A 21,572-nucleotide genomic window follows, 5' to 3' on the forward strand; every position below is an offset into this window, starting at 1 on the left:
TTGTTACATTTACAAATATAGCAAAAAGTATTCCAATTTTGAACAATAAAACACACGATTAGATATTTAACAAATCGAATCTTCGGATTTTACTATTCCAAAATTTGTCCGGACATGTTTTAAACACACGGTATCCTTCCGAATCTTTTTATTTTTTCGCAAGGCACTCTCATTCACATAGCCCCGTGCATGATCCAGATGCAAGCAAATAGCCGAATAACGTATTTGCAATCCCCGGATTCCGGCATTTACCAATCTTTCCCCGAACTCCCGATCCTCTCCGCCATACTCCATTCTCTCGTCAAAACCATTCACCCGGATAATATCCTCCCGCCAGCCGGAAGCGTTGCCCCCGTTCCATGTAGCCTTCGTTGTTGTCAAGAAATTCAAGAGAAAGGCTTTAAAAGAAGAACGAGTCAATTTATTATTACGGAAAGAATTTCTCATCCCATGCTGTTTTAGCCAGCGGATATTAAAACAAGCCTGTGACTCGATATCCCGCAAATGTATCTCACGGGAAGTATCCATCGACAACCTGCGACACCCACCTGAAAGGAAGTACCCTTTCTTCCTGAATTTCATGTGCTTCTCGATAAAATCATTCCTCGGGATACAATCTCCATCAGTAAAAACCAAATAATCCGTACTCGCCGCCAAAATCGCTTTATTCAATATTTCACATTTTCGGAATCCTCTATCCTCATGCCACACGTGCTTTAGCGGGTAAGATAGCCGGGGAGTCAACCGTTCCAATACTTCCCGCGTAGCTTTACCGGATCCATCATCCGCGACAATCAACTCAAATTCTTTAAAACTTTGTATATTATATCCCCATAATACTTTTTCTAACCATTCCGGCTGATTATAAGTAGAAACAATAACAGAAACCTGCATTTTCAACACCATATTTTAGTTTAAAAAAATGATCGTTATTTAATTTTCCTCCAAGGCATACGACCACAATTCCATGATATTATGATAGTAACTGATTACTAGCACAAAAAAATAAAAATGGTTTGTAGGAGATACTCCAAAAATTAGTTACTTTTGGCTATCATTAAAGGATCGTTTATTGATATCTATTTATAAACAAACCGGACGAATAAAAAAGTCTAAGATATATTTATTGTATTGATGAAGAAAGAAATAACTTACCTCGACCGTAATGAATACAATTACGGACCGGCACCCGAAATCGGCGAAGTGCTGAAAAACTTTGATCCGAATAAATTATGCTTCTACACCCGCATTTACGACGAGGGTAAAAAAAGCATTCTATCCGATTACATCTCTGAATTGTACGGGATTCCGGAAAAACAAGTAATCCTAGGATACGGGGGTGAAGACATTCTGAAACAAGTGGTACACTGTTTCTTGGCTGGCGGTACGAAACAAAAAACGCTGCTTATTCCTAAGTTCTCGTGGTGGTACTACAAATCCATCGCCGACGAAGTAAACGGAAGAACCATTTTTTACCCGTTGTTCGAGGAAGGCAACACTTTCAAGTACGATATTCAAAGTATTCGCGAATCGGTAGAAAAAGAAAAGCCGGAAATGGTGCTTATGGCATCCCCCAATAACCCGACGGGCAACTCTTTGACAAAGGAAGAATTACATGAGATACTTTCTTTCATTCCCCGTGAAACGGTGATCGTGATTGACGAAGCTTACGCTTCTTTCGCGAACAAGGATACCAGCTATATCAAACCGTTGATTGAAGAATTCCCGAATCTTTTGATAATCCGCACGCTATCCAAATTTTACGGACTGCCGGGTTTACGTCTTGGATTCGCTTTCATGGGCGCAGACTTATCCGTGTTCTTGAACTATAGTACGAAATATCTCGGCTACAACCGAATCACGGAAGAAATTGGAGTTGCCGTGTTCAAGGCAAGTGACTACTATCAACATATAGCAGACTTGATGGCAGAAGACCGGGAATTATACATGAAAGAATTAAACGTGCTCGACGGCTTCAAAGTGTATAAATCAGAAGCCAACTTTATTCTTGTGAAATATCCTATTGCCATGAAAGCTAAACTTCAAGAAGCCTTAAAAGCAAAAGGATTGATTGTCAAATTCATGAACGAGGAAGACATCAATACCCATATGCGTATCACCTTGGGAACTCAAAAACAGAATCGCTTGGTCATAGATACGATCAAAGAAGTTATGCTAAATTCTAAATAATTCCATATACAGAACCACATGACAGACCGGTCATGTGGTTCTGTTTTTTAAAGAAACGTATGAAAGCTGTTATCCTCGCCGCGGGAATTGCTTCCCGATTACGCCCTCTCACGAACGACCGCCCGAAATGTTTGCTAAAAATCGGCAATCGCACCCTACTGCAAAGAGCTATCGACGGTCTGTTAGTCAACGGTATCGATGAAATTGTGATTGTCACGGGCTATTTAAAAGAGATGATCGAAAATTTCGTGCAAACGACCTATCCGAATCTCCCCGTGAGATTCATTTACAATGAAGTCTACGCGTCAACCAACAATATATACTCGTTATGGTTGGCAAAACCGGAAGTTCTGCAAGAAAAAGAAATCATCCTGCTGGACAGTGATATTCTGTACGACCCGCGTATGATCAAAACTTTACAGGACGCCCCGTATAATGACTGTCTGGCATTAGACAGCCATAAACTGGGCGAGGAAGAAATCAAAGTCATCGTGAACGAGAAGAATCAAATCACGGAGATCAGCAAAACCTGTTCCATCGAGAAAGCTATCGGCGAATCTATCGGTATCGAAAAAATATCGAACGCTTATCTTTCAGCTCTCTACACGGAATTGGAACAAATGATCGTAAACGAGGGACTGGATAATGTATTCTACGAACTTGCTTTCGAACGCCTGATCACGCGAGGACACTATTTTTATCCCGTGGACACGAGTAACTATTTCTCCATGGAACTCGACACCGTGGAAGATTTTCAAGACGCTATCAATCGAATACCTAAACATCTACAGTAATGCGCATCGTATTATTCTGTGAGCAAAAATACGCCATCAATATTCTGCAACCTATCGAGGCAGAGGCAAACAGAGAAGGGGGACACTCCATTTTGTGGTTTGTTCAAGAAAAAAACATCCCCGAATTTCCGTTAAAGGACGAAGTAAAATGGACAAACAGCATCCAAGAGATTTATGATTTCTCCCCCGAAGCTATCTTTGTCCCCTGCAATATCGTGCCTTATTACCTGCCGGGAGTGAAAATACAAATATTCCACGGTTACGCGACTGAAAAGAAAGACCATTGGGTCATACGCCGCTATTTCGACACGTATTTTACCCAAGGTCCCTTATTCACGAAAGGCTTCACCGCTCTTGCCAAGAAATACAAGGATTTCGAAGTCGTGGAAACAGGCTGGCCTCGTCAAGATTGGATTTACGAAAATCTTCATACTTTCGATGCCGAGAAAAAAGCGTTGCTGGAAAAACACGGTAAAAACAAACTCGTGCTGTATGCCCCGACTTTTTCACCGTCACTGACCTCGCTGCCTTTCATCAAAGAAGGGTTAGTAAAATTGGCAAAAGAGAAAGACGTGCTATTAATCTTGAAATTCCACCCCTTGACAAAAGCCGAGTGGATGCAGGAGTACAAAGAGCTTGCCGCGCAACACGACAATATGCTTTGGGTAGAAGATCACAATATCACGAAATACCAGATCATGTCCGACGTGATGATCAGCGATACCTCTTCCACCGTTTACGAGTTTCTACTACTGGATAAACCGGTTATCACCTACAAGACCATAGCGAAAGACATCTATTGGCTAGACATACAAAACCCGGAAGAACTCCCCGAGGCTTTGGAAAAAGTATTACACGACGAAGAATATATCGCCAAACGCAAATGGATCATTGAAAATTACGATCCCTATCTCGACGGCAAAGTCGGACATCGGATGCTTGAAGCCGCACGGGATTATATCGCTCGCCACGGGGTGCCAGCAAAACGGAAATTAAATCTTTGGCGAAAATACACGAGTATCAAGAAATTCGGGAAAATTAAGAGGGCATAAAACGCACTCTAGTCCATAAAGTCCGTAAAGTCTATAAAGTCAGAAGGTCAAAAATATACCCGGGAACAATCCAAATCATTTTTTTTCGACTTTAGGAACTGGAGGTTCGACCTTATGGACTTTACGGACCTTACAGACTAGAGGGTGCGTTAGAACGCACCTTATTTCTTTTCTCTTTCCGCTTACGCACCCGTTCATCATGAGCATGAGTCCATTCCTTGAGCAAACGAATCATCTCCTTGGAATCCGAATGAGTCAAACGGGCATATTCATCCGCGATAATCTCTATCATATCATCCGTAGCATTCAACCGATAGAAATTCTTTAACCCCACGAATGGAGATATATGCATGAATTTCACCCGATTCAAATCAACCAAGCTAAATTCCATACCATTACTCGTGCGCTTTATTAACGTGTTGCCCGGGGAATGATCCACGAAATAGACTGATTGTGAATGAAAATAATGTGTAAATCGGGTAAACTCTCTCAATATAAATTCCAGATCAGCCGGACGTTTCTCCCGCAAATCCCGAAACAAATAATCATAGTCCACCTGCAAAGAAATATAATAACTCCGGGTAACACCCCACGCGTTCCGTTTCACGATATACGCCACCGGTTCGGGCGTCCCGATACCTTTTTCCCGGAACAAATTGGCATATTCATAAGAACGTTGAGCCTTTCCTTTCCGGATATACGCGTAAGCAAATTGGTTGATTACATTCGGCACCTTGAATGATTTCACATTCACACGCACCCCTTCTACATCCAGTATTTTGATTACATTCCGGTTATCCTCGATCACCTCCCCCTCCACCTCGAATCGACGGGGAATATCAAGAATGGCTTTCTCCAGTGATTTGTATTTCGGGTTGATCCGGTAATCCATTACTTTATCCGCTCGTAATTAATAAAGGTGTAATCAAACTCGTTCTTCTCGTCCGCCTCGTGAGCTTCCCGGAATACTTCTTTCCATTGATTCGGATCCACAGAAGGAATTAACGTATCCCCCTCGCACTCCTGATGCACGACAGTAAGATACAATCGATCCGCCTTACCCCACAATTCCTTGTAAATAGTACCTCCTCCGGTCACGAAAACCTCATCTTCCCCCTTTGTCAATTCCAAAGCCTCCTCCACACTCCGAACGACCTCACAACCTTCCGCTTTATAATCCGGGTTCCGTGAAATCACGATATTTCTCCGGTTAGGCAATGCCTTCCCCACGGACTCGTAAGTCTTGCGTCCCATCAAAATCGTGTGTCCCGTTGTCAACGCTTTAAAACGTTTCAAATCAGCCGACAACCTCCACACCAACCCATTATCCCTACCGATAACATTATTCTCTGCCGCAGCTACTATAATTGATAAAACCATTCTAATTTTACATTTTAAATTTACGATTTTCTCCCACTAACCCATTTTTAACCGTAAATGATTTCATTTTCAATTTTCCACTTTCAATTTTCAATTAAACAGATATCGCCCCCTTTATATGCGGATGCGGATCATAGCCTTGCAACTCGAAATCCTCGTATTGAAAGTCAAAGATACTTTTCACCTCCGGGTTGATTACCATACGGGGCAAACGACGAGGTTCACGCGATAATTGCAATTTTACCTGTTCAATATGATTCAAATAAATATGAGTATCACCCAACGTATGCACGAACTCACCGGGCTTCAAACCGCAAACCTGTGCGATCATCATGGTCAGCAGGGCATAAGAAGCGATATTAAAAGGTACCCCCAAAAATGTATCCGCACTCCGTTGATAGAGTTGACAGGAAAGCTTACCGTCCGCCACAAAAAATTGAAACAAGGCATGACAAGGCGGCAATGCCATGTTCTCGATATCTCCAGCATTCCATGCACTAACGATCAGCCGCCGCGAATCAGGCGTATTCTTTATTCCTTCCACGACTTGCGTGATCTGATCCAAGAAAGTTCCGTCAGCTTTAGGCCATGAACGCCATTGATAACCGTAGATATGTCCCAAATCTCCGTTCTCGTCAGCCCATTCATTCCAAATCTTCACGCCATGTTCTTGCAAATACTTCACGTTCGTGTCGCCTTGCAGGAACCACAGCAATTCGTATATAATAGATTTCAAGTGTAATTTCTTCGTGGTCAACAAGGGGAAACCCTCTTCCAAGTTGAAACGCATCTGGTGTCCGAACACGTTGATAGTCCCCGTACCCGTGCGGTCTTCTTTTACAGTCCCCTCTTTCAAAATTCTATCCAACAAATCTAAGTACTGCTTCATAATAATTGAAAATTGAAAATTGAAAATTGAAAATGCACATTCCAACTTTCAATCGGATGATTGAACAAAGATAGCTTTTAATTTTAGATTTTAGATTTCAGATTTCAGATTTTCTTATCACCATCAACCCATGCCGAATAGGAAGTAATAGATTTTCCACCCGGGGGTCAGCTTGTATCATATCGTTAAAATCCAGAATACCTTTCGTTTGGGCATCCGGTTTCACATTAGGATCGGCGACTTTACCATCCCACAACACGTCATCAGCAATGATTAACCCTCCCACCCGGACTTTATCAAATACCAGACGATAATATTCCGAGTATTCCCTTTTATCCGCGTCAATAAACACCAAATCAAAAGTTTCATTCAGACGGGGAATAATCTCGCAAGCATCTCCCACGTGAAAAACGACACGTTCCTGCAAGCCGCTTTTCTCGATAAACCCTCGTGTGAAATCCTCCAATTCGTCATTCACGTCAATCGTATGCACCACGCCCCCTTCCGCCAAACCGTATGCCATAGAAATCGCCGCATACCCCGTGTAAGTCCCGATCTCCAACACCCTCCGGGCACCGAGCATCTTGCACATCATCTTCAGAAATTGCCCTTGCAGGTTTCCCGACAACATTCTCGGGCGCAACACTTGCAGATGAGTCGCACGGGACAACTCAGCCAACACGTCGCTCTCCGGTTCGCTGTGTGCCAAAATATATTGCTCCAATTCTGCGTTCAGTTCCAACATACAACCTCCTATTTATATAATAAAATCGATTGCTTTTCTATATCAAATATGTCTTTCGCCACTTGCAACAATACTTCCGACGTAATCTCATCCACTTGGGTGTAAATATCTTCCAGACTGTCCACCTTATCATAGATCAGAAAACTCTTTCCGATAGACAACATCAGATTCTCGTAATTCTCGGAAGAAATAGCCAACTGTCCTACCATTTGCGCCTTCGCACGCTTCAATTGCACGGGTCCCAACTTCTCCTCGTACAAAGAGCGCATCTCCTTCTTGCACAAACTCAAGCACCATTCCGCGTGCTCCGGGTCGCACCCGAAATAGATCATAGCGATCCCCGTGTCCGAGTAAGGCGTATAGGAAGCCTCGATATTATAGGCAAGCCCGTGGCGTTCCCGTATATTCAAATTAAGACGAGTGTTCATTCCCGCCCCACCCAACAGATTGATCAGTAAAGACAATGCCAACCGATTATCCTGCGTGTAATCATAAGCGATATTCCCGATAATACAATGACACTGGTGCGTATCCTTGTCCAACTCCACGAACCGGGGAGTATAAATTTCAGGCTTTACCCGTGTCTGCAAGGAAGGACCGCTCTCGTAACCGGCAAAATACTTCTCCACCAAACGCACCAACTTGTCAAAGGCAATATCTCCCACCGAACTGATCACCATGCGATTCGGGAAATAATTCCGTCGCACGAAATCAAGTACCATTTCACGGGATATTTGTTCCACGGAAGCCTCGTCACCCAAGATATTCCGCCCGATCGGGTAACCGGAATAAACCAGCTCCTCGAAATCATCGAAAATCAATTCCCCGGGATTATCCTTGTACGAGTTAATCTCATCCAGCACGACATCTTTCTCCTTCTCGATCTCCTTCTCCGGAAAAACGGAATGAAACACGATATCCGCAAACAACTCCAACGCCCGCTCGTAATCTTTCGCCATAAACGTGGCATACACGCAGGTATCCTCTTTGGTCGTGTACGCGTTCAACTCGCCCCCCACGTCTTCCAGACGGCTCAATATATGATAGGCTTTTCGCTTCTCTGTTCCCTTGAAAATAACGTGCTCGATAAAATGAGCCATCCCGAACTCCCCCGCCTGTTCATCCCGGCTTCCCACGTTAATAATCAGCCCGCAATAGGCGGCTTTATTCGGAACATAATTATGGATCAAGCGCAATCCATTTGGAAATATATGTGTTTGATACATTTTACTGAATAAAAAGACTTCCCCCCGACATATTCAAATTCACTCTTCCCGAAAACTTCTTATCGCCGACAAAACCTGTTTCCAAAACAGCATTTTTATTCGTCGTCGGTTTGGTTTCCAAAACAACACCTTGCGGTAACTCAACTTTCAAATTCTTATTCCTGTTGATTTCAAGCGCATACCCGCACCCCTCCATGAAAGTCAAACCCACCTTTGTTGAAGAACTCTTTACCTCTACCGAAGAGAATGAAAGATTGATATTCCTCACGTTCAATTCTCCCCAACGCGTATCCATCCATAGGCTACCGCCGATATCCTGCACCTCGTATTTCGTGTAAAAAGAATTCCCGCTCAAATTCTCGATCATCCCCAAGTAACAAGTACCCCCGGAAGTCTTCAGCGTGAGATTATTCGCTTCCATCAACTGCAACCCCGTGGAATTACAATCCAATTTCATATCCGTACCCTCACCAATCTTTACCTTACAGGATTTGAATTCACCATTAAACACGGCTACTTTCTCCACTTCAAATTCCCCCTTGGATTGCTTCACAGAAAACTCGCCACCCAACACCGTGTTTGCCTTAAAATTTCCCGACACGATCTCTACACTCAAATCTCCCGTGAAATCGCTCATAGAGATGCCGCCATCCGTACTTAATAAACGCACCTTCTTTCCTTTCGGAACTTTAATATGATAATCCACGCTAACCGTAACGCCGGAGAACGTCTGTTTCAAACTCATATCCTTTTTAAACACGGTTTCCACGTTCAATGCCGCTCCCCGTTCCTTGGCTGTTATCGCGATATACTCAAGTATTTCATCCACCTTGGCTTTATTCTTTGCCTCCACCCACACGCTCGCGGTAATAGCAAACTCCTCTCCTTCCTGACGTATATCGATATTCCCGTAACGATTGGACACGATCAATTCATTAAAGGAAGCCGCCGGAAAACTCTGTTTAAATTCCTTGGTTCCCTCTTCTGCCCGTGCGTTCAGGACAAACAAAACAGCTATCGTGATAAATAATATTCTCTTCATTCTATTGTGATTAATCAAACATCTTTTCTTCATTCTCTTCTATCGCCTTGTATTTCGCCGCCAGATAAGCAATCATCCGGCTAAACGATTCCATAGCCATGGCCGTCTGCGAATTTATCTCTTTTTTTTGTAAACGCAACATCAAATGTCCATAAAGAGCATGAAGTGCCAATTCCACGTCGGACACCTCTTCCGGTAAGTTAGTTTTCCGGCGGTAATCCAACAAATTGTTCGCGGTCATCATGAACAATTGCTTGTATTTCATATCTTGCGATTCATGCAACAGGTAGTAATGCAACTCCGTCAATTCATTCACCATATTCTTGACTACTTGTAGATGCCCTCCTTTTACCACCTCTTCCCTCTTCATCATCTCAATCAAGTTATCATACCACTCCCTGATCTCCTTCCGGGTGTCCTCATCTACTTGAAACTGGCTGACCACATTCCGTTCCACTTGCCGAATATCCATCTGCATCGCTCTCAGCATATCCTCCAACTGCCACATATACAAAATATATTCAGCCACATTACTCTTTCTTTTTTCCCGCGCAACTAACATACTAATTTGGGATTTTAGATTTTAGATTTTAGATTGCATATCTCACAAACGCAATTTAAAATTTAAAATCTACAATTTAAAATTCTTTAAGTTTATCAATCAACCTGCGATCCCGTTTTGTCGGGCGTCCCGTTCCTCTATCACGAGCCTCGAATTGCATGTGAGTACCTCGCAGGATATCCAACCTTTCCTGTGGAGTGGTTTCTTCCACGAAATCGACTGCCAATTGTGCAGACATCCGTTTATCCGTTACTTGCTTCACCAGATATTCCCTTTCAATCGGGGGGACCCGCACCTTTACCGTGTCCCCGACTTTCACTTCACGAGAAGCCTTCACGTGCGCATCCCCGATAGACACGTGTCCCTTTCCACAAGCCTCGGCAGCCAATGAACGGGTCTTGAAAATCCGGACTGCCCATAACCATTTATCTATTCTAACCTTCTCCACTGTCTATATCTTTAAATTACAATACTCAAGTTGTAAACTTACGATTTAAAATCGTAAATCTTAAATCTCAAATCGTAAATTATTAAACAGACTCATCGTTTTATCCACCCCGATAAAAACAAAATTTTCAATCACCTCGCCACAATGTTTTAACATGGCAGGCAATCGCTCTTCCTCTCCATCGCTCCATTCCCCCAACACGTAATCCACCTGTCTTCCCTTGGGAAAATTGTCACCGATGCCAAACCGCAAACGGGTATACGCCTGTGTTCCCAACAATTGGTTGATACTCTTCAACCCGTTATGCCCCCCGTCACTACCTTTACTTCTCAAGCGTATTGTTCCGAAAGGCAAGGCCAAATCATCGACAACTACAAAAAGATTCGATAAATCAATCTTCTCCTTCTGCATCCAGTAACTCACGGCTTTCCCGCTAAGGTTCATGTACGTATTCGGCTTCAACAGTATCAGAGTCCGCCCCTTCAACTTCACCGTGGCTACTGCCCCGTAACGCATATCTTCAAAAACAGCATTGGACGCCTTAGCAAAGGCGTCCAACACTCTAAATCCGATGTTATGTCGTGTATTCTGGTATTCGGGACCAATGTTCCCTAATCCCACAATAAGATATTTCATCTTTCTACTTTTTCAAACGACTATTGAGCGCTTTGTGCAGCCCTTGCAGCTCTTGTCAATTTCACTTGAGCGACAACAACACTCTTCGCGTTCACGATATCAATACCTTCGATATGGATATCCTGTACCTTGATAGCTTTACCGACACCCAATGAAGTAACGTCAAGCGTAATTTCATCCGGCACAGCTTTCGGAAGAGCCTTCACTTTCAACTTACGGGTAATCAATGCCAATTTACCTCCGGCTTGAACTCCGGCAGCATGTCCCGTCGTCTTAACAGGCACTTCAATTACCACCGGTTTATCCTCAAACGTCTGGTAAAAATCAATGTGTAATACTTTATCAGATACCGGGTGGAATTGAATATCTCTCATCACAGCATCATAAGACTTACCGTCAAGAACGAGATTCACCAAATACACGTTAGGAGTATAGAGAAGTTTCTTTAAATCCCGCTCTTTTACAGCGAAATGAACGTTAGACTCACCACCGTAAAGAACACACGGAACTTTTTCTTCGTTTCTTACTGCTTTAGTAGCTTTCTTACCTACGTCGCTTCTTACTTCTCCTTTTAATTCAAATACTTGCATATTACTAAAATTGTTGTGCTACTCAAACACGGATTGTTGCCCCGGGGTTCTAAGCCATATCCGCGTTCCCATTACACGTTTAAAATTCCCCCGTACTCTAAAATGCGCCGCAAAGGTATAAAATATTTCTCGAAACCACAACTCAAATCAGGGCAAAAGCGTTGAAGCGCTTTTGCCCTCGCCCCCCCTATGACCTTATGAACTTTACTGACCTTATAGACCTTATGGACTATTCCATTTTACAATGGGTATAAATAAGGGAAAATAACCCTTTTTATCCTGAAAAAAATTTTTTGTTTCAATTATAGATTATATTTTTGCGGCATTATTAACAAAAAAAAATTTTAGAAATGGCTTACGTAATAACTGATGATTGTATTTCTTGTGGAGCATGTGAACCAGAATGCCCGGTAGGAGCAATCTCTATGGGTGATGACCACTACCAAATCAATGCTGATGAATGTATCTCATGCGGGGCTTGCGCTGGCGTTTGTCCTGTAGGAGCTCCGAAAGAAGCTTAATCATCATAAAAAAGGAAAATCAATGGCTGCGTCAAAATTGATGCAGCCATTTTTGTATCATAGCCTAAAGAGAACCCACCGTAATCCTACCCAAGAAATACCGTAATCCTACCCTATCTCCGGTCTTGCTCCGTTCTTCCCCCGGCGTTCCTATTATCTCCAATATAGAAACACCGGAATTAATACAAAGCAACATCGGCAACATGTACTTATTACCCTAGTTCTTGGGTAGGATTACAGTGGGTTCTCTATAAGATTACACGACATCTACCGACAACCTATCGTATTAGGTTTACCTCCTCTTGCCCTTTACCCGTGTACAACCAAATCCATGCGCACGTCCAACTCATCGACAGGCACTTCCTCCACGAACTGGAAATCGAAACAAATACCGACCTTCTTTGCCGCGCGAGTTTCTTTCAATATCTTGTCATAGTATCCCCGTCCCCGCCCCAAGCGGTTTCCTTGCCGGTCAAAAGCGACACCCGGCACGACAATCATATCAATGGAATCGTAATCCGTGTACAATTCTCCCACGGGTTCCAGTATCCCGAAGGACTCTCCCGCTTTCAAAGATTCCATACCCTCGAACACCCGCAATTCAAGAACATCCCCTTTCACGCAAGGAAGCAAAATTCTCTTCTCGCCCGCCCACTTGACCACGTAATCATGAGTAAACACCTCGTCATCCATCGACCAATACGCCAAAAGGGTATGCGCCTCCTTAAAAAAAACATTTTGTTCCAGTTCATTCCAAATCGGACGGGACATCTCGACCTTCTGTTCCGGGGAATATTGATTTTTTAAAACCTTTATCTGCTTACGCAACTCTTTTTTATCCATTATCAACAAACTTCATGAATAACTTATTTATTATCTTGTGCAAAATTCGTACTTTTGCGACAAATAACAAAGTGAGCTGCCAAAGAGTTATCATTTTAATTTATCAACCATCCCCACGAGGGATATAACGTGCAGGATACAATGAAAATAGCAATACCTCAAATAAACTATCATATCGGCGACATCTCCAAAAACAGGGACCTTATCATTGCCGCCATACAAAAAGCGAAATCAAAAAAAGCAGACCTGGTCGTGTTTCCCGAACACGCGATATGCGGTGCATACCCGCAAGACCTGTTCGAGAAAGAATATTTCGTGAATGAATGTCGCATCAGTATCGAAAAAATTGCCGGACAATGTACAAATATCGCCGCTCTAGTGGGTTGCCCCAATCTCGACTTGGAAGACGGGGTACTTTACAACGCCATGTTCTTCATGTATGACCGTGAAGTACGGGGCGGTGTCAACAAAACCGTGCTAAGCGACTACGATATTTTTGACGAGAGCCGCTATTTTATCGCGGACGAATCGAATTCTCCCTTGCGGTACATGAATCAAAACATCCGTGTCCTTTTCGACGAATACGAATCAAACGTCATCGAAAAGACCGACACGCTAATCCTTCACGTGGGCCCCACACCGTTCACCACAGAAAGCTATGCCTATCGCAAAGAAGTATTCTCTTCCATCGCCCGGGAGCACAAATGCCCCGTGATAGCGTTAAATCACACGGGAGCCAACAGCTCTATCATATTCGACGGGAACACTCTCGTTTTCAACAAAAAAGGCGTACTTGTAACCAAAGGAGCCGCCTTTGATGAAGATTTCATACTCATCGATACCAACGCTTTGGAAAACCTCGCCCCGGTAAAAGAGGCTGCACGGGATTCTATCGCACTGATTCATGACGCTCTCGTGTCGGGCATCAAGGATTTCTTCCGTAAAAACGGGTTCAGCAAAGCCGTTTTAGGTCTTTCCGGCGGAATTGATTCCGCTCTCGTTGCCGCGTTAGCAGTCGAGGCACTCGGGAAAGAAAACGTGTTAGGCATACTGATGCCTTCCCGCTTCTCAACCGACCATTCCGTGAAGGATGCCGTCGATTTGGCGAGGAATCTGGGAATAGCACATGAAACTCTCGCGATAAAAGAGATATACGACGCATTCCTTTCCACCTTGCAACCCGTCTTTAAAGACGCACCGTTCAACGTGGCGGAAGAAAACCTGCAAGCCCGTATCCGGGGAACACTCGTGATGGCAATCTCCAATAAATTCGGGCATATTTTGCTCAACACCTCGAACAAAAGCGAGGCTGCTGTTGGCTACGGCACCTTGTACGGGGATATGTGCGGTTCTCTTTCCGTGTTAGGCGACGTGTATAAAACCGAAGTGTACAAACTGTCCCGATATATCAACCGGGAACGGGAACTCATACCCGAAAACACCATCACAAAAGCCCCCTCGGCAGAACTCCATCCCGATCAAAAAGATCAAGACTCGCTCCCCGAGTATGATATTCTGGACGCGATTCTAAAATTATACATCGAAGACAATCAATCCAAGCAAGATATCATCAAACAAGGATTCGCCCCTGCGCTCGTGGAGAAGACTCTCGCGCTGGTAAATCGCAACGAATACAAGCGGACACAGTGTCCCCCGATCCTCAAGGTAAGCAAGAAATCCTTCGGAAGCGGGCGTCGGATGCCACTCACAGCTAAATTGTAAACGACAGACAAAGAACAAGCCATGAGAACGATTAAAGACAAAGAATTACATAAAAAATATTGCAACATTTGCATTGACAGTCCCAACTCTCTTTTTGCCAATCTTGACGAAAGCAGTAAAAGTATCATTCGCCAGACCACCATTTGCAAAATGTACCGGAAAGGCGATCTGATATACGAGGAAGGCAATAAACCTTTCGGGTTGCTTTGTCTTATCACCGGAAAAGCCAAGATCATGAAAAAAGGAATCGCCGGCAGGGAACAAATCGTTCGCATGGCAAAGCCCGTGGGTTTCATCGGCTATCGGGCTTTCTTCGCCGAGGAAAACCATATTGCCTCGGCTGAAGCCCTTGAAGATTCTATCGTCTGTATCATGAAAACCGAACTGGTATTCGGTATCGTGCGCAGCAACTCGGATGTTGCCATGAACGTTATCCGGGCACTTGCCACGGACTTGGGATTCTCCAACCGTCGCACGGTAACCCTCACCCAAAAGCACATCCGCGGACGTCTGGCAGAAGCCCTACTCGTGCTGAAAGATACCTACGGGTTCGAGGATGACAACAGCACGTTAAAAATCTGCCTCTCGCGGGAAGATATCGCCAACTTGTCGAACATGACCACCTCCAATGCCATCCGCACGCTATCCAACTTTGCCTCGGAAGGTATCGTGGAACTCTCCGGCAAGCAAATCAAGATCACGGACATGGACGCCCTAGAGAAAGTGAGCGAGATGGGATAAACACCGGTTAACCGTTTCGTACTCGAAGCCCCGGCTCAGGGCAAAACGAATGAGTTTAGCTTTTCGCTTATAAGGATCCTCGTCCTTTATACTCTTGTTCTTCTGACGCAATAACTCCATACAGGTGGCATCCGTATCTTCCTCCGGTAACGCGGCAAGCGCTTGCCCAATAACACTATCTGCAACTTGTTTCCGGCGCAGCATTTGTGCGATCTTCAGTTTTCCCCAGCGATTAAAACGGAACTTATCCCGGGCATAGGCCTCGGCAAAACGGGTATCATCCAAAAATCTATTCTTCACCAGAAATGCCATAATCTCCGCGATATCTTTCTCCGGCAACTCCCAACGCCGCAATTTAGCCAACACGTCAGCACTGCAATATTCTTTCTTACTGCATTGCCCCGCCACTATATTTAAAGCCTTCTTCGCGTCCACTTAATCAAATTTAAAATCGTAAATCATTGAATCACTTCGTCCATTTCGCTTTTATCATCCTGTCCCTGTCATGAATATCTTTCCGTAACTCCACTTCCCGGTATCCCATACCCGAAAGTAAATCGATCATCTCTTTCCCGAAAGCCTCATTGATCTCGAAAAACAGGAGTCCTCCGGATTTCAAATGCGAACGCCCGAATTCCGCTATTACCCGATAAAATACCAACGGGTCTTCATCCGCCACGAAAAGCGCCCGATGCGGCTCATACCCCAACACCCGCTCATGCATCAAAGCTTTCTCCGAAACTCGCACGTAAGGAGGATTACTCACGATGACGTCAAAATCCGGCCAATCCCACGTTTCATGCCGCAAAATATCCCTTTCATAGAAATGCACCTCTACCCCGTTTATCCGGGCATTCTCTCTCGCCTGACGGATTGCCTCCGCGGAAATATCCGCACCATGCAACTCCAATCCCTGTATCATTTTACCCAAGGTTATAATAATACATCCGCTTCCGGTTCCCACGTCGAGTACCTTGGCTCCCGCGCGTAAACCACTTCCAGCAACCCACATCACCAACTCCTCCGTCTCGGGACGCGGAATCAACGTTTCGTTATTCAACTGAATATCAACACCCAAAAACTCTGTTTCTCCCAACACGTACTGAACCGGTTTGTTTGTCTTCAATTCCGCCACCATCGCCACAAAATTATCAACAAACCTTTTCTCCAATAATTCGTATTTATTAAGATGTATTTCTATATTTGTACAATGCAACATCTTACAAAAAAGATGTGAACACAAATATTTTATTTCATGCTCATTGTAGGTATCTTTTAGTTCCTGTAATGCGTATTGCTGTAAATTAAACATCGTATTCATAAAACAAAGATACGGTTTAATTGAAAATTGAAAATTGAAAATTGAAAATTAATTTGGCGAACTGGGTAAACATAGTGGCGGACGTGGGTGTCGTGTTATATATATTGGCTATTTTGGCTATCATTTACACGATTATACTGGAAAACAGAAATCCGGTACGTACTCTGGCGTGGATACTCGTGCTCGTGCTCGCACCCGGTTTCGGGTTATTGTTCTATATCTATTTCGGCATGAACTATCGCAAGGTCAAGATGTTCTCCATGAAAGGATTAGGTGACTTCAAGTGGTTGCAGTACATGAGCGAAGACCAAAAACAACGCATCCAGAAAGCCGAACTACTAAAGAAAGCCGACATGGAAGCCGTGAAGCCCTTGATGACCTTGCTCCTCAATAACAGCAAAGCACTTCTCTCCCGCAACAACACGGCAGAGATTCTGAACAACGGGGAAGAAACTTTCGGTTCTATTTTCAAAGCCATAGCCAAAGCTAAAAAATACATCCATCTTGAATATTATATCATCGAGAAAGGAGAACTCGGCGACAAATTGAAGAGCCTCTTAATCCAAAAAGCGAAAGAAGGCGTTGAGGTCAGAGTGATTTTCGACGACGTGGGTTCATGGCAATTACCCAAAAGCTATATCCGTGAAATGCGGGAAGCAGGCATACAGGTTTACCCGTTCCTTCCCGTGCGTTTTCCCTTGTTCACCAACAAGGCAAACTACCGCAATCACCGCAAGATCATCGTCATTGACGGTGACACCGGATTCATCGGCGGTCTGAACTTCGCGGACCGTTACCTGTACGGGTTACCCGGCATCGGAATCTGGCGCGACACCCATCTGAAAGTCAAAGGAGAAGCCGTTACCTCGCTTCAAGTCGTGTTCCTTTTCGACTGGTATTTCGTGCGGCAGGAACTTCTACTGAACAAGGCGGAATACCTCCCGAACAAAAAGGCGGACGGCAACGTGGTGATTCAAACCGTGGCTTCCGGGCCCGACAGCGACTGGACTTCCATCCAACAGGCTTATTTCACGCTTATCAACATGGCGAAAAAATACGTTTTCATCTCCACACCTTATTTCATGCCGGGGGAAACTACCATCAACTCGCTGAAAACCGCCGCCATGAGTGGAGTCGATGTCCGTATCATGATACCGTACAAATCGGATTCCCTGCTGACCTACTGGTGCACCCGTTCCTATATCGAAGAACTGCTGGAAGCCGGCGTCCGGGTATTCCAGTATCGCAAAGGATTCAACCATAGTAAAGTAATCGTCATGGACGGCCTCGTGTCCACCGTCGGTACCGCCAACATGGACATCCGCAGCTTCGAGCAAAACTTCGAGGTCAACCTCATCCTCTACGACCGTAACGTCAGTCGCCAACTCGGCTCCGACTTCCTCAACGACTTGAAAGAAAGCCACGAAGTCAGCCTCCATCAATGGAAATTCCGTCCCAAAAGAGATAAAATCCGCGAATCCCTCGCCCGCCTTTTCGCACCGTTGCTGTAAAAACGGAAAACCTCATTCTACTTTTACCCATTTCACGGCATCGGCAATAATAAAATTCTCCGGCTCACCCCGATCGCTCAAGGTCACCTCCGTTTCCCCCGCGGGGAGATTGAATTTACCCAAAGACACCCATCCTCGCTGACGACCATCGATAGTCAAAACGATTTCTTCTTCTTCCCCTCCGCACTCAACCGTGTAATAATACGGGATTGGAGTCCTCTCATTTCGATACGTATAATGAGCCAACGCAAATATCTCGTACTTACCGGCTTCTTCAAGTCGGGTTTTCCACGCGGCTTTACAACGCCCGTCCCCTCCCGGTTTAAAATACACGCTACGCAAAGTATCCCCGTAATACGAATTTCCGATAGCACGCAACCATTCATCCGGGTTCTTATCCCTCCAAAACATTGACCGGGAAACAGGCTTCTCCGGATTGGCAAATAACCTCTTCAACCATTTTTTCGGCAAATCCGTCACGAAAAAGTCCGGTGATTCATTATCCACGATAATCTCACCGTCATTCTCTTCAAAATCATCTATCCCGATAGAAAACACCCCGCGACAAGAATCTTTTGTCATCCCGTATTTATATAATCCCCACCCATTACTTTGAGCAGCACTGATTTCTATATATCTCGGCAAATTCCGTGACATCCCCATACTGATATACATCGCACGTCCCCACGTCATAGGCAATCGTACCAGTTTACATTCACCCGGATTCAACAAAACATTGAAATAATCGACACCATACCCACTTTTATTACACATAACGGTCACGTTACCCGCGACGTCGCCCAAATTCCGAATCTTAAATTCCCCTATACATTTTTCTACTACATCATCACTGTATATCAGCACCTTCTCGTCTTTAACCTGATATATCACGTTCGGACGTACCGAGAAATACCATTGCTCCAGGCTCTCGCTTAAGTTTATCCCCAGCGAATCCCGTATCTCGGACAAGAACCGCTCCAAGGGAACCACTCCCGTGTGCTTCCGCCAAAAATTGTCAATAACTTTTTCCACCCTTTCACCGGACGCGTTTCGAACCATCAAATGAAACAGTTCTTCCGCCTTTATACTCAAAATTTGCCGCCACAGCCAATCATTCATATTTTTATCTCGAACAGCCATCTCCAAGCTATGCGTCTGTATATAATTCCACACGAGTATCTCCCGTTCGTCCATCGAACGATTAACTTCCCGATAAGCACTCCTGAACTCTTGAATCCAAGTATGGTAAATCTGGTCGAACACGGGGAAACGCTCCGAATGTATATATATTGCCGGTTTGACCAAAAGATCTTCATAATCACTCAACAAACTTTCCTCTTGAATCCGGGCAGGAGCACGAAAAACATGCCCGTTTATAAACGGGTTCCACCTCCTAGCCTGCCCAAGAGAAGATATTATCGAACTAAACATCACTTCTTCGAGCTTCTTTTCGCTATTATACGACGATTCCGCCCCTCTCTTCAAAAAATATCGTTTATGAGCGGCAGGAGCCGGCAATCTAATTTCTTTCGTCCCCCGTTCCGGCAAAAACAACATCCCGGGTTGCACCAAGCCACTTCGGTTCTCAGCCTGATGTCGAAAAGAAGTTGCCGATAAAGGAATTTCCGTCAATATTAAACGACTCTCCGGGGAATAACACCAATCGAACCTGTTCAGTCTTTGTAAAACACTATTAGCAGCATATTCAGAACCCCTCGAACCTTTTAAATATCTTTCCAACTCTTGTGCAACAGCCCGCTTGCCCAATCGGGAAAAAAACTTCGGGACAACATCTTCTTCCCGAAAATTATACAACTCTACCTTAAAACCGCTCAATTGTACCGTTCTGCAACGATAATCCCCCCCGCACAAGCTAATTCTTTCCAACGGACGGGGAGTGTGAAATTTCAATGTATCGCGAACGAGACTTCGCTCTCCTTGCGACAAAACCACCCGTTGCCGGGGAGCAATCACGTTCAACCGGAAACTCGTGTAATCCGTCTTCACCAATCTTTCGCTTCGAGGCTCCCGCACCACCGCTTCCGGATACCAACCACACTCCGGAAGCAACCACAAAAAACGATCACTCACGGCCGCGTACCGACTTCCGAAACAAAACAACGAATGTTCGCGCCTCGTATCATAATACAAGGCGTCGGGAACATACAAGTAAGCATACCTCTCGTCAATCATCCCGTGATACTCCAACCGCAATTTCACGCTATCACCGGCTCCAAGCTGCCGTTCCACCGACAACACTTGGTTATCCCGCAAAAAAGGCAACTCCTTCCCGTTCTCTTCCACGCGAGTCACCCGCAATCCCGGATTCAGAAACACTACCGGACGGGACTGTGCATCTTTCCCGGCATTGCACAATACCATCTCGCTCTCCATCGTCAAAAATTCCCCATCCTGCCGCACCGTTATAGCATGATTCGACACACGGCAAGTTGCAGCATCCCGGTAACGGTCATAACTTCGGCGATACGCTTCGCGCACCGCATCCGTTCGCCAAAACTCACTTAACCTCACGCCACCTGCCAATATCCCGAAGCAGAGAAGGACCACTCCTACCCGTCCTAATACCTTACTACCACCCAGTCTGTCCGGCAGCCTTTTCATCAATAAAACACCCAAGAACATAAACCCTACTCCTCCTGCCAAGAAAGACAGCCGATGCAATAGATACCCTCCTAATCCCGGGTGTCCGGTCACACCCGAGAAAAGATTGGGCAATGCACTTCCCGAAAAATCCAACGCCCCATGACAAAAACCGGGCAACACGGTCAAGGAAGCGTACCACAACGCCACTCCTGTAAATATCACCAATCCCCTGTTCCTGACCATGAAAGCCAAAAACACATAGAACCCCATACAAAACACGAGAGTAGGCAGCGTATACGTGAAAAAATAAAACAAGTACAACAAGGGGTTGCATGGAGATTCACTGGCAACAAGATTTATAAACAAACAAAGAATGGCAGACAGTCCCCCTAAACAAAGAAAAACCATCATACCCCCGATTGTCTTTCCGATAAAATAATCACCGTTATCCACCGGGCGGCAATGAATACACTCGACAACGCCCCACCGATCTTCCCGGCGAGGCAGATCTATCACCACAAAAACAACAAAAAGCGTCTGCACGATATTGAACAAATAAGCATTCACAAAAGGCATATAAGAACTCATTGCCATCATATACCAATCCCCAAGATTAAAATCGCTCTGCCATTTGATTTGCAAAAAAGTAATCCCAATTAATACGAGTACCGCTAAAAAGCGAAACACAAATCCCCGGCTCACCACCAACGCCTCGTAACGGGCAACGATGCCAATATCAAGCAGTTTCATACTCT

Annotated in this window: 22 protein-coding genes; 7 read left to right on the plus strand and 15 right to left on the minus strand. The window is 44.7% G+C overall.

The window, feature by feature from the left end:
* Positions 1–66 precede the first annotated feature (66 nt).
* Entirely contained in the window at positions 67–906 is an 840-nt protein-coding gene (locus H8S64_RS18790; RefSeq protein WP_222621213.1) for a glycosyltransferase family 2 protein, read from the minus strand.
* 228 nt (positions 907–1,134) lie between these two features.
* Between H8S64_RS18790 and H8S64_RS18795 the strand changes: the two genes are divergently transcribed.
* From H8S64_RS18795 to H8S64_RS18805, 3 genes are read left to right on the plus strand one after another with little or no spacing between them, the layout of a single operon-like run.
* Positions 1,135–2,190: a pyridoxal phosphate-dependent aminotransferase gene (locus tag H8S64_RS18795; RefSeq protein WP_186978177.1), complete on the plus strand. Its 1,056-nt coding sequence runs from the start codon at positions 1,135–1,137 to the stop codon at positions 2,188–2,190.
* Positions 2,191–2,249: 59 nt separating this feature from the next.
* Positions 2,250–2,984 carry a phosphocholine cytidylyltransferase family protein gene (locus tag H8S64_RS18800; RefSeq protein WP_186978179.1) on the plus strand — a complete coding sequence of 245 codons (735 nt, stop codon included), beginning with the start codon at positions 2,250–2,252 and terminating at the stop codon, positions 2,982–2,984.
* Positions 2,984–4,036 (plus strand): CDP-glycerol glycerophosphotransferase family protein, encoded by a 1,053-nt coding sequence (locus H8S64_RS18805; protein WP_099294191.1) that lies wholly within the window; start codon positions 2,984–2,986, stop codon positions 4,034–4,036. The genes H8S64_RS18800 and H8S64_RS18805 overlap by 1 nt, the downstream gene beginning before the upstream one ends.
* A 130-nt stretch (positions 4,037–4,166) precedes the next feature.
* Here H8S64_RS18805 and H8S64_RS18810 read toward each other — a convergent pair whose 3' ends face one another.
* From H8S64_RS18810 to H8S64_RS18855, 10 genes are all read right to left on the minus strand, one after another.
* Complete coding sequence (locus tag H8S64_RS18810; protein WP_186978182.1) at positions 4,167–4,928, minus strand: Kdo domain containing protein; 762 nt, start codon at positions 4,926–4,928, stop codon at positions 4,167–4,169.
* Complete coding sequence (locus H8S64_RS18815) at positions 4,928–5,416, minus strand: dihydrofolate reductase (protein WP_186978184.1); 489 nt, start codon at positions 5,414–5,416, stop codon at positions 4,928–4,930. Before H8S64_RS18815 ends, H8S64_RS18810 begins: the two co-directional genes overlap by 1 nt.
* Positions 5,417–5,510: 94 nt before the next feature.
* On the minus strand, positions 5,511–6,305 hold the full coding sequence (locus tag H8S64_RS18820) for a thymidylate synthase (RefSeq protein WP_186978186.1): 795 nt from the start codon (positions 6,303–6,305) through the stop codon (positions 5,511–5,513).
* 97 nt (positions 6,306–6,402) lie between these two features.
* Entirely contained in the window at positions 6,403–7,050 is a 648-nt protein-coding gene (locus H8S64_RS18825; RefSeq protein ID WP_186978188.1) for an O-methyltransferase, read from the minus strand.
* Positions 7,051–7,058: 8 nt separating this feature from the next.
* The gene (locus H8S64_RS18830) at positions 7,059–8,240 is read right to left on the minus strand and encodes a M16 family metallopeptidase (RefSeq protein WP_255469615.1); all 1,182 of its coding nucleotides are present in this window, start codon (positions 8,238–8,240) and stop codon (positions 7,059–7,061) included.
* A gap of 37 nt (positions 8,241–8,277) precedes the next feature.
* The gene (locus tag H8S64_RS18835; RefSeq protein WP_186978192.1) at positions 8,278–9,318 is read right to left on the minus strand and encodes a DUF4097 family beta strand repeat-containing protein; all 1,041 of its coding nucleotides are present in this window, start codon (positions 9,316–9,318) and stop codon (positions 8,278–8,280) included.
* Positions 9,319–9,328: 10 nt separating this feature from the next.
* Positions 9,329–9,880 carry a DUF4924 family protein gene (locus H8S64_RS18840; protein ID WP_186978194.1) on the minus strand — a complete coding sequence of 184 codons (552 nt, stop codon included), beginning with the start codon at positions 9,878–9,880 and terminating at the stop codon, positions 9,329–9,331.
* Positions 9,881–9,956: 76 nt separating this feature from the next.
* Positions 9,957–10,328, minus strand: a complete 372-nt coding sequence (locus H8S64_RS18845) for an RNA-binding S4 domain-containing protein (RefSeq protein WP_186978196.1) — start codon at positions 10,326–10,328, stop codon at positions 9,957–9,959.
* A 60-nt stretch (positions 10,329–10,388) separates the two neighbouring features.
* Positions 10,389–10,964 carry an aminoacyl-tRNA hydrolase gene (gene pth, locus H8S64_RS18850; RefSeq protein ID WP_186978198.1) on the minus strand — a complete coding sequence of 192 codons (576 nt, stop codon included), beginning with the start codon at positions 10,962–10,964 and terminating at the stop codon, positions 10,389–10,391.
* A gap of 20 nt (positions 10,965–10,984) precedes the next feature.
* Positions 10,985–11,554: a 50S ribosomal protein L25/general stress protein Ctc gene (locus H8S64_RS18855; RefSeq protein WP_186978200.1), complete on the minus strand. Its 570-nt coding sequence runs from the start codon at positions 11,552–11,554 to the stop codon at positions 10,985–10,987.
* Positions 11,555–11,904: 350 nt separating this feature from the next.
* Between H8S64_RS18855 and fdxA the strand changes: the two genes are divergently transcribed.
* Positions 11,905–12,075 (plus strand): 4Fe-4S ferredoxin, encoded by a 171-nt coding sequence (gene fdxA / locus H8S64_RS18860; RefSeq protein WP_186978203.1) that lies wholly within the window; start codon positions 11,905–11,907, stop codon positions 12,073–12,075.
* Positions 12,076–12,384: 309 nt separating this feature from the next.
* Here fdxA and H8S64_RS18865 read toward each other — a convergent pair whose 3' ends face one another.
* Complete coding sequence (locus H8S64_RS18865) at positions 12,385–12,918, minus strand: 5-formyltetrahydrofolate cyclo-ligase (protein ID WP_186978205.1); 534 nt, start codon at positions 12,916–12,918, stop codon at positions 12,385–12,387.
* Positions 12,919–13,059: 141 nt separating this feature from the next.
* Between H8S64_RS18865 and H8S64_RS18870 the strand changes: the two genes are divergently transcribed.
* Both H8S64_RS18870 and H8S64_RS18875 read left to right on the plus strand, forming a co-directional pair.
* Positions 13,060–14,640, plus strand: a complete 1,581-nt coding sequence (locus tag H8S64_RS18870) for an NAD+ synthase (RefSeq protein WP_186978207.1) — start codon at positions 13,060–13,062, stop codon at positions 14,638–14,640.
* Positions 14,641–14,661: 21 nt separating this feature from the next.
* Positions 14,662–15,381, plus strand: a complete 720-nt coding sequence (locus H8S64_RS18875) for a Crp/Fnr family transcriptional regulator (protein WP_186978209.1) — start codon at positions 14,662–14,664, stop codon at positions 15,379–15,381.
* Here H8S64_RS18875 and H8S64_RS18880 read toward each other — a convergent pair.
* Positions 15,355–15,816, minus strand: coding sequence for a regulatory protein RecX (locus H8S64_RS18880; RefSeq protein ID WP_186978211.1), 462 nt, complete (start codon positions 15,814–15,816; stop codon positions 15,355–15,357). The two genes, H8S64_RS18875 and H8S64_RS18880, sit on opposite strands and share 27 nt — an antisense overlap.
* A 31-nt stretch (positions 15,817–15,847) precedes the next feature.
* Positions 15,848–16,702, minus strand: a complete 855-nt coding sequence (gene prmC, locus H8S64_RS18885; protein WP_186978213.1) for a peptide chain release factor N(5)-glutamine methyltransferase — start codon at positions 16,700–16,702, stop codon at positions 15,848–15,850.
* Between the two features lie 41 nt (positions 16,703–16,743).
* Here prmC and cls point away from each other — a divergent pair, with 41 nt between their 5' ends.
* Positions 16,744–18,213: a cardiolipin synthase gene (gene cls / locus H8S64_RS18890; protein ID WP_186978215.1), complete on the plus strand. Its 1,470-nt coding sequence runs from the start codon at positions 16,744–16,746 to the stop codon at positions 18,211–18,213.
* A 12-nt stretch (positions 18,214–18,225) separates the two neighbouring features.
* Here the strand turns inward: cls and H8S64_RS18895 are convergent, their stop codons facing one another.
* Positions 18,226–21,567 carry a golvesin C-terminal-like domain-containing protein gene (locus H8S64_RS18895; RefSeq protein ID WP_186978217.1) on the minus strand — a complete coding sequence of 1,114 codons (3,342 nt, stop codon included), beginning with the start codon at positions 21,565–21,567 and terminating at the stop codon, positions 18,226–18,228.
* Between the last annotated feature and the right edge of the window lie 5 nt (positions 21,568–21,572).

Source organism: Butyricimonas hominis, from assembly GCF_014287455.1.
In the GTDB taxonomy this organism is placed as follows: Bacteria; Bacteroidota; Bacteroidia; order Bacteroidales; family Marinifilaceae; genus Butyricimonas; species Butyricimonas muris.

Bases quoted from the DNA above. Each gene is read 5' to 3' on its own strand.
- fdxA (WP_186978203.1), top strand. From the start codon at position 11,905: ATGGCTTACGTAATAACTGATGATTGTATTTCTTGTGGAGCATGTGAA.
- H8S64_RS18790 (WP_222621213.1), bottom strand. From the start codon at position 906: ATGGTGTTGAAAATGCAGGTTTCTGTTATTGTTTCTACTTATAATCAG.
- H8S64_RS18865 (WP_186978205.1), bottom strand. From the start codon at position 12,918: ATGGATAAAAAAGAGTTGCGTAAGCAGATAAAGGTTTTAAAAAATCAA.
- H8S64_RS18840 (WP_186978194.1), bottom strand. From the start codon at position 9,880: ATGTTAGTTGCGCGGGAAAAAAGAAAGAGTAATGTGGCTGAATATATT.
- H8S64_RS18805 (WP_099294191.1), top strand. From the start codon at position 2,984: ATGCGCATCGTATTATTCTGTGAGCAAAAATACGCCATCAATATTCTG.
- H8S64_RS18895 (WP_186978217.1), bottom strand. From the start codon at position 21,567: ATGAAACTGCTTGATATTGGCATCGTTGCCCGTTACGAGGCGTTGGTG.
- H8S64_RS18810 (WP_186978182.1), bottom strand. From the start codon at position 4,928: ATGGATTACCGGATCAACCCGAAATACAAATCACTGGAGAAAGCCATT.
- pth (WP_186978198.1), bottom strand. From the start codon at position 10,964: ATGAAATATCTTATTGTGGGATTAGGGAACATTGGTCCCGAATACCAG.
- H8S64_RS18825 (WP_186978188.1), bottom strand. From the start codon at position 7,050: ATGTTGGAACTGAACGCAGAATTGGAGCAATATATTTTGGCACACAGC.
- H8S64_RS18835 (WP_186978192.1), bottom strand. From the start codon at position 9,318: ATGAAGAGAATATTATTTATCACGATAGCTGTTTTGTTTGTCCTGAAC.
- H8S64_RS18815 (WP_186978184.1), bottom strand. From the start codon at position 5,416: ATGGTTTTATCAATTATAGTAGCTGCGGCAGAGAATAATGTTATCGGT.
- H8S64_RS18800 (WP_186978179.1), top strand. From the start codon at position 2,250: ATGAAAGCTGTTATCCTCGCCGCGGGAATTGCTTCCCGATTACGCCCT.
- H8S64_RS18855 (WP_186978200.1), bottom strand. From the start codon at position 11,554: ATGCAAGTATTTGAATTAAAAGGAGAAGTAAGAAGCGACGTAGGTAAG.
- H8S64_RS18820 (WP_186978186.1), bottom strand. From the start codon at position 6,305: ATGAAGCAGTACTTAGATTTGTTGGATAGAATTTTGAAAGAGGGGACT.
- H8S64_RS18870 (WP_186978207.1), top strand. From the start codon at position 13,060: ATGAAAATAGCAATACCTCAAATAAACTATCATATCGGCGACATCTCC.
- prmC (WP_186978213.1), bottom strand. From the start codon at position 16,702: ATGAATACGATGTTTAATTTACAGCAATACGCATTACAGGAACTAAAA.
- H8S64_RS18875 (WP_186978209.1), top strand. From the start codon at position 14,662: ATGAGAACGATTAAAGACAAAGAATTACATAAAAAATATTGCAACATT.
- H8S64_RS18795 (WP_186978177.1), top strand. From the start codon at position 1,135: ATGAAGAAAGAAATAACTTACCTCGACCGTAATGAATACAATTACGGA.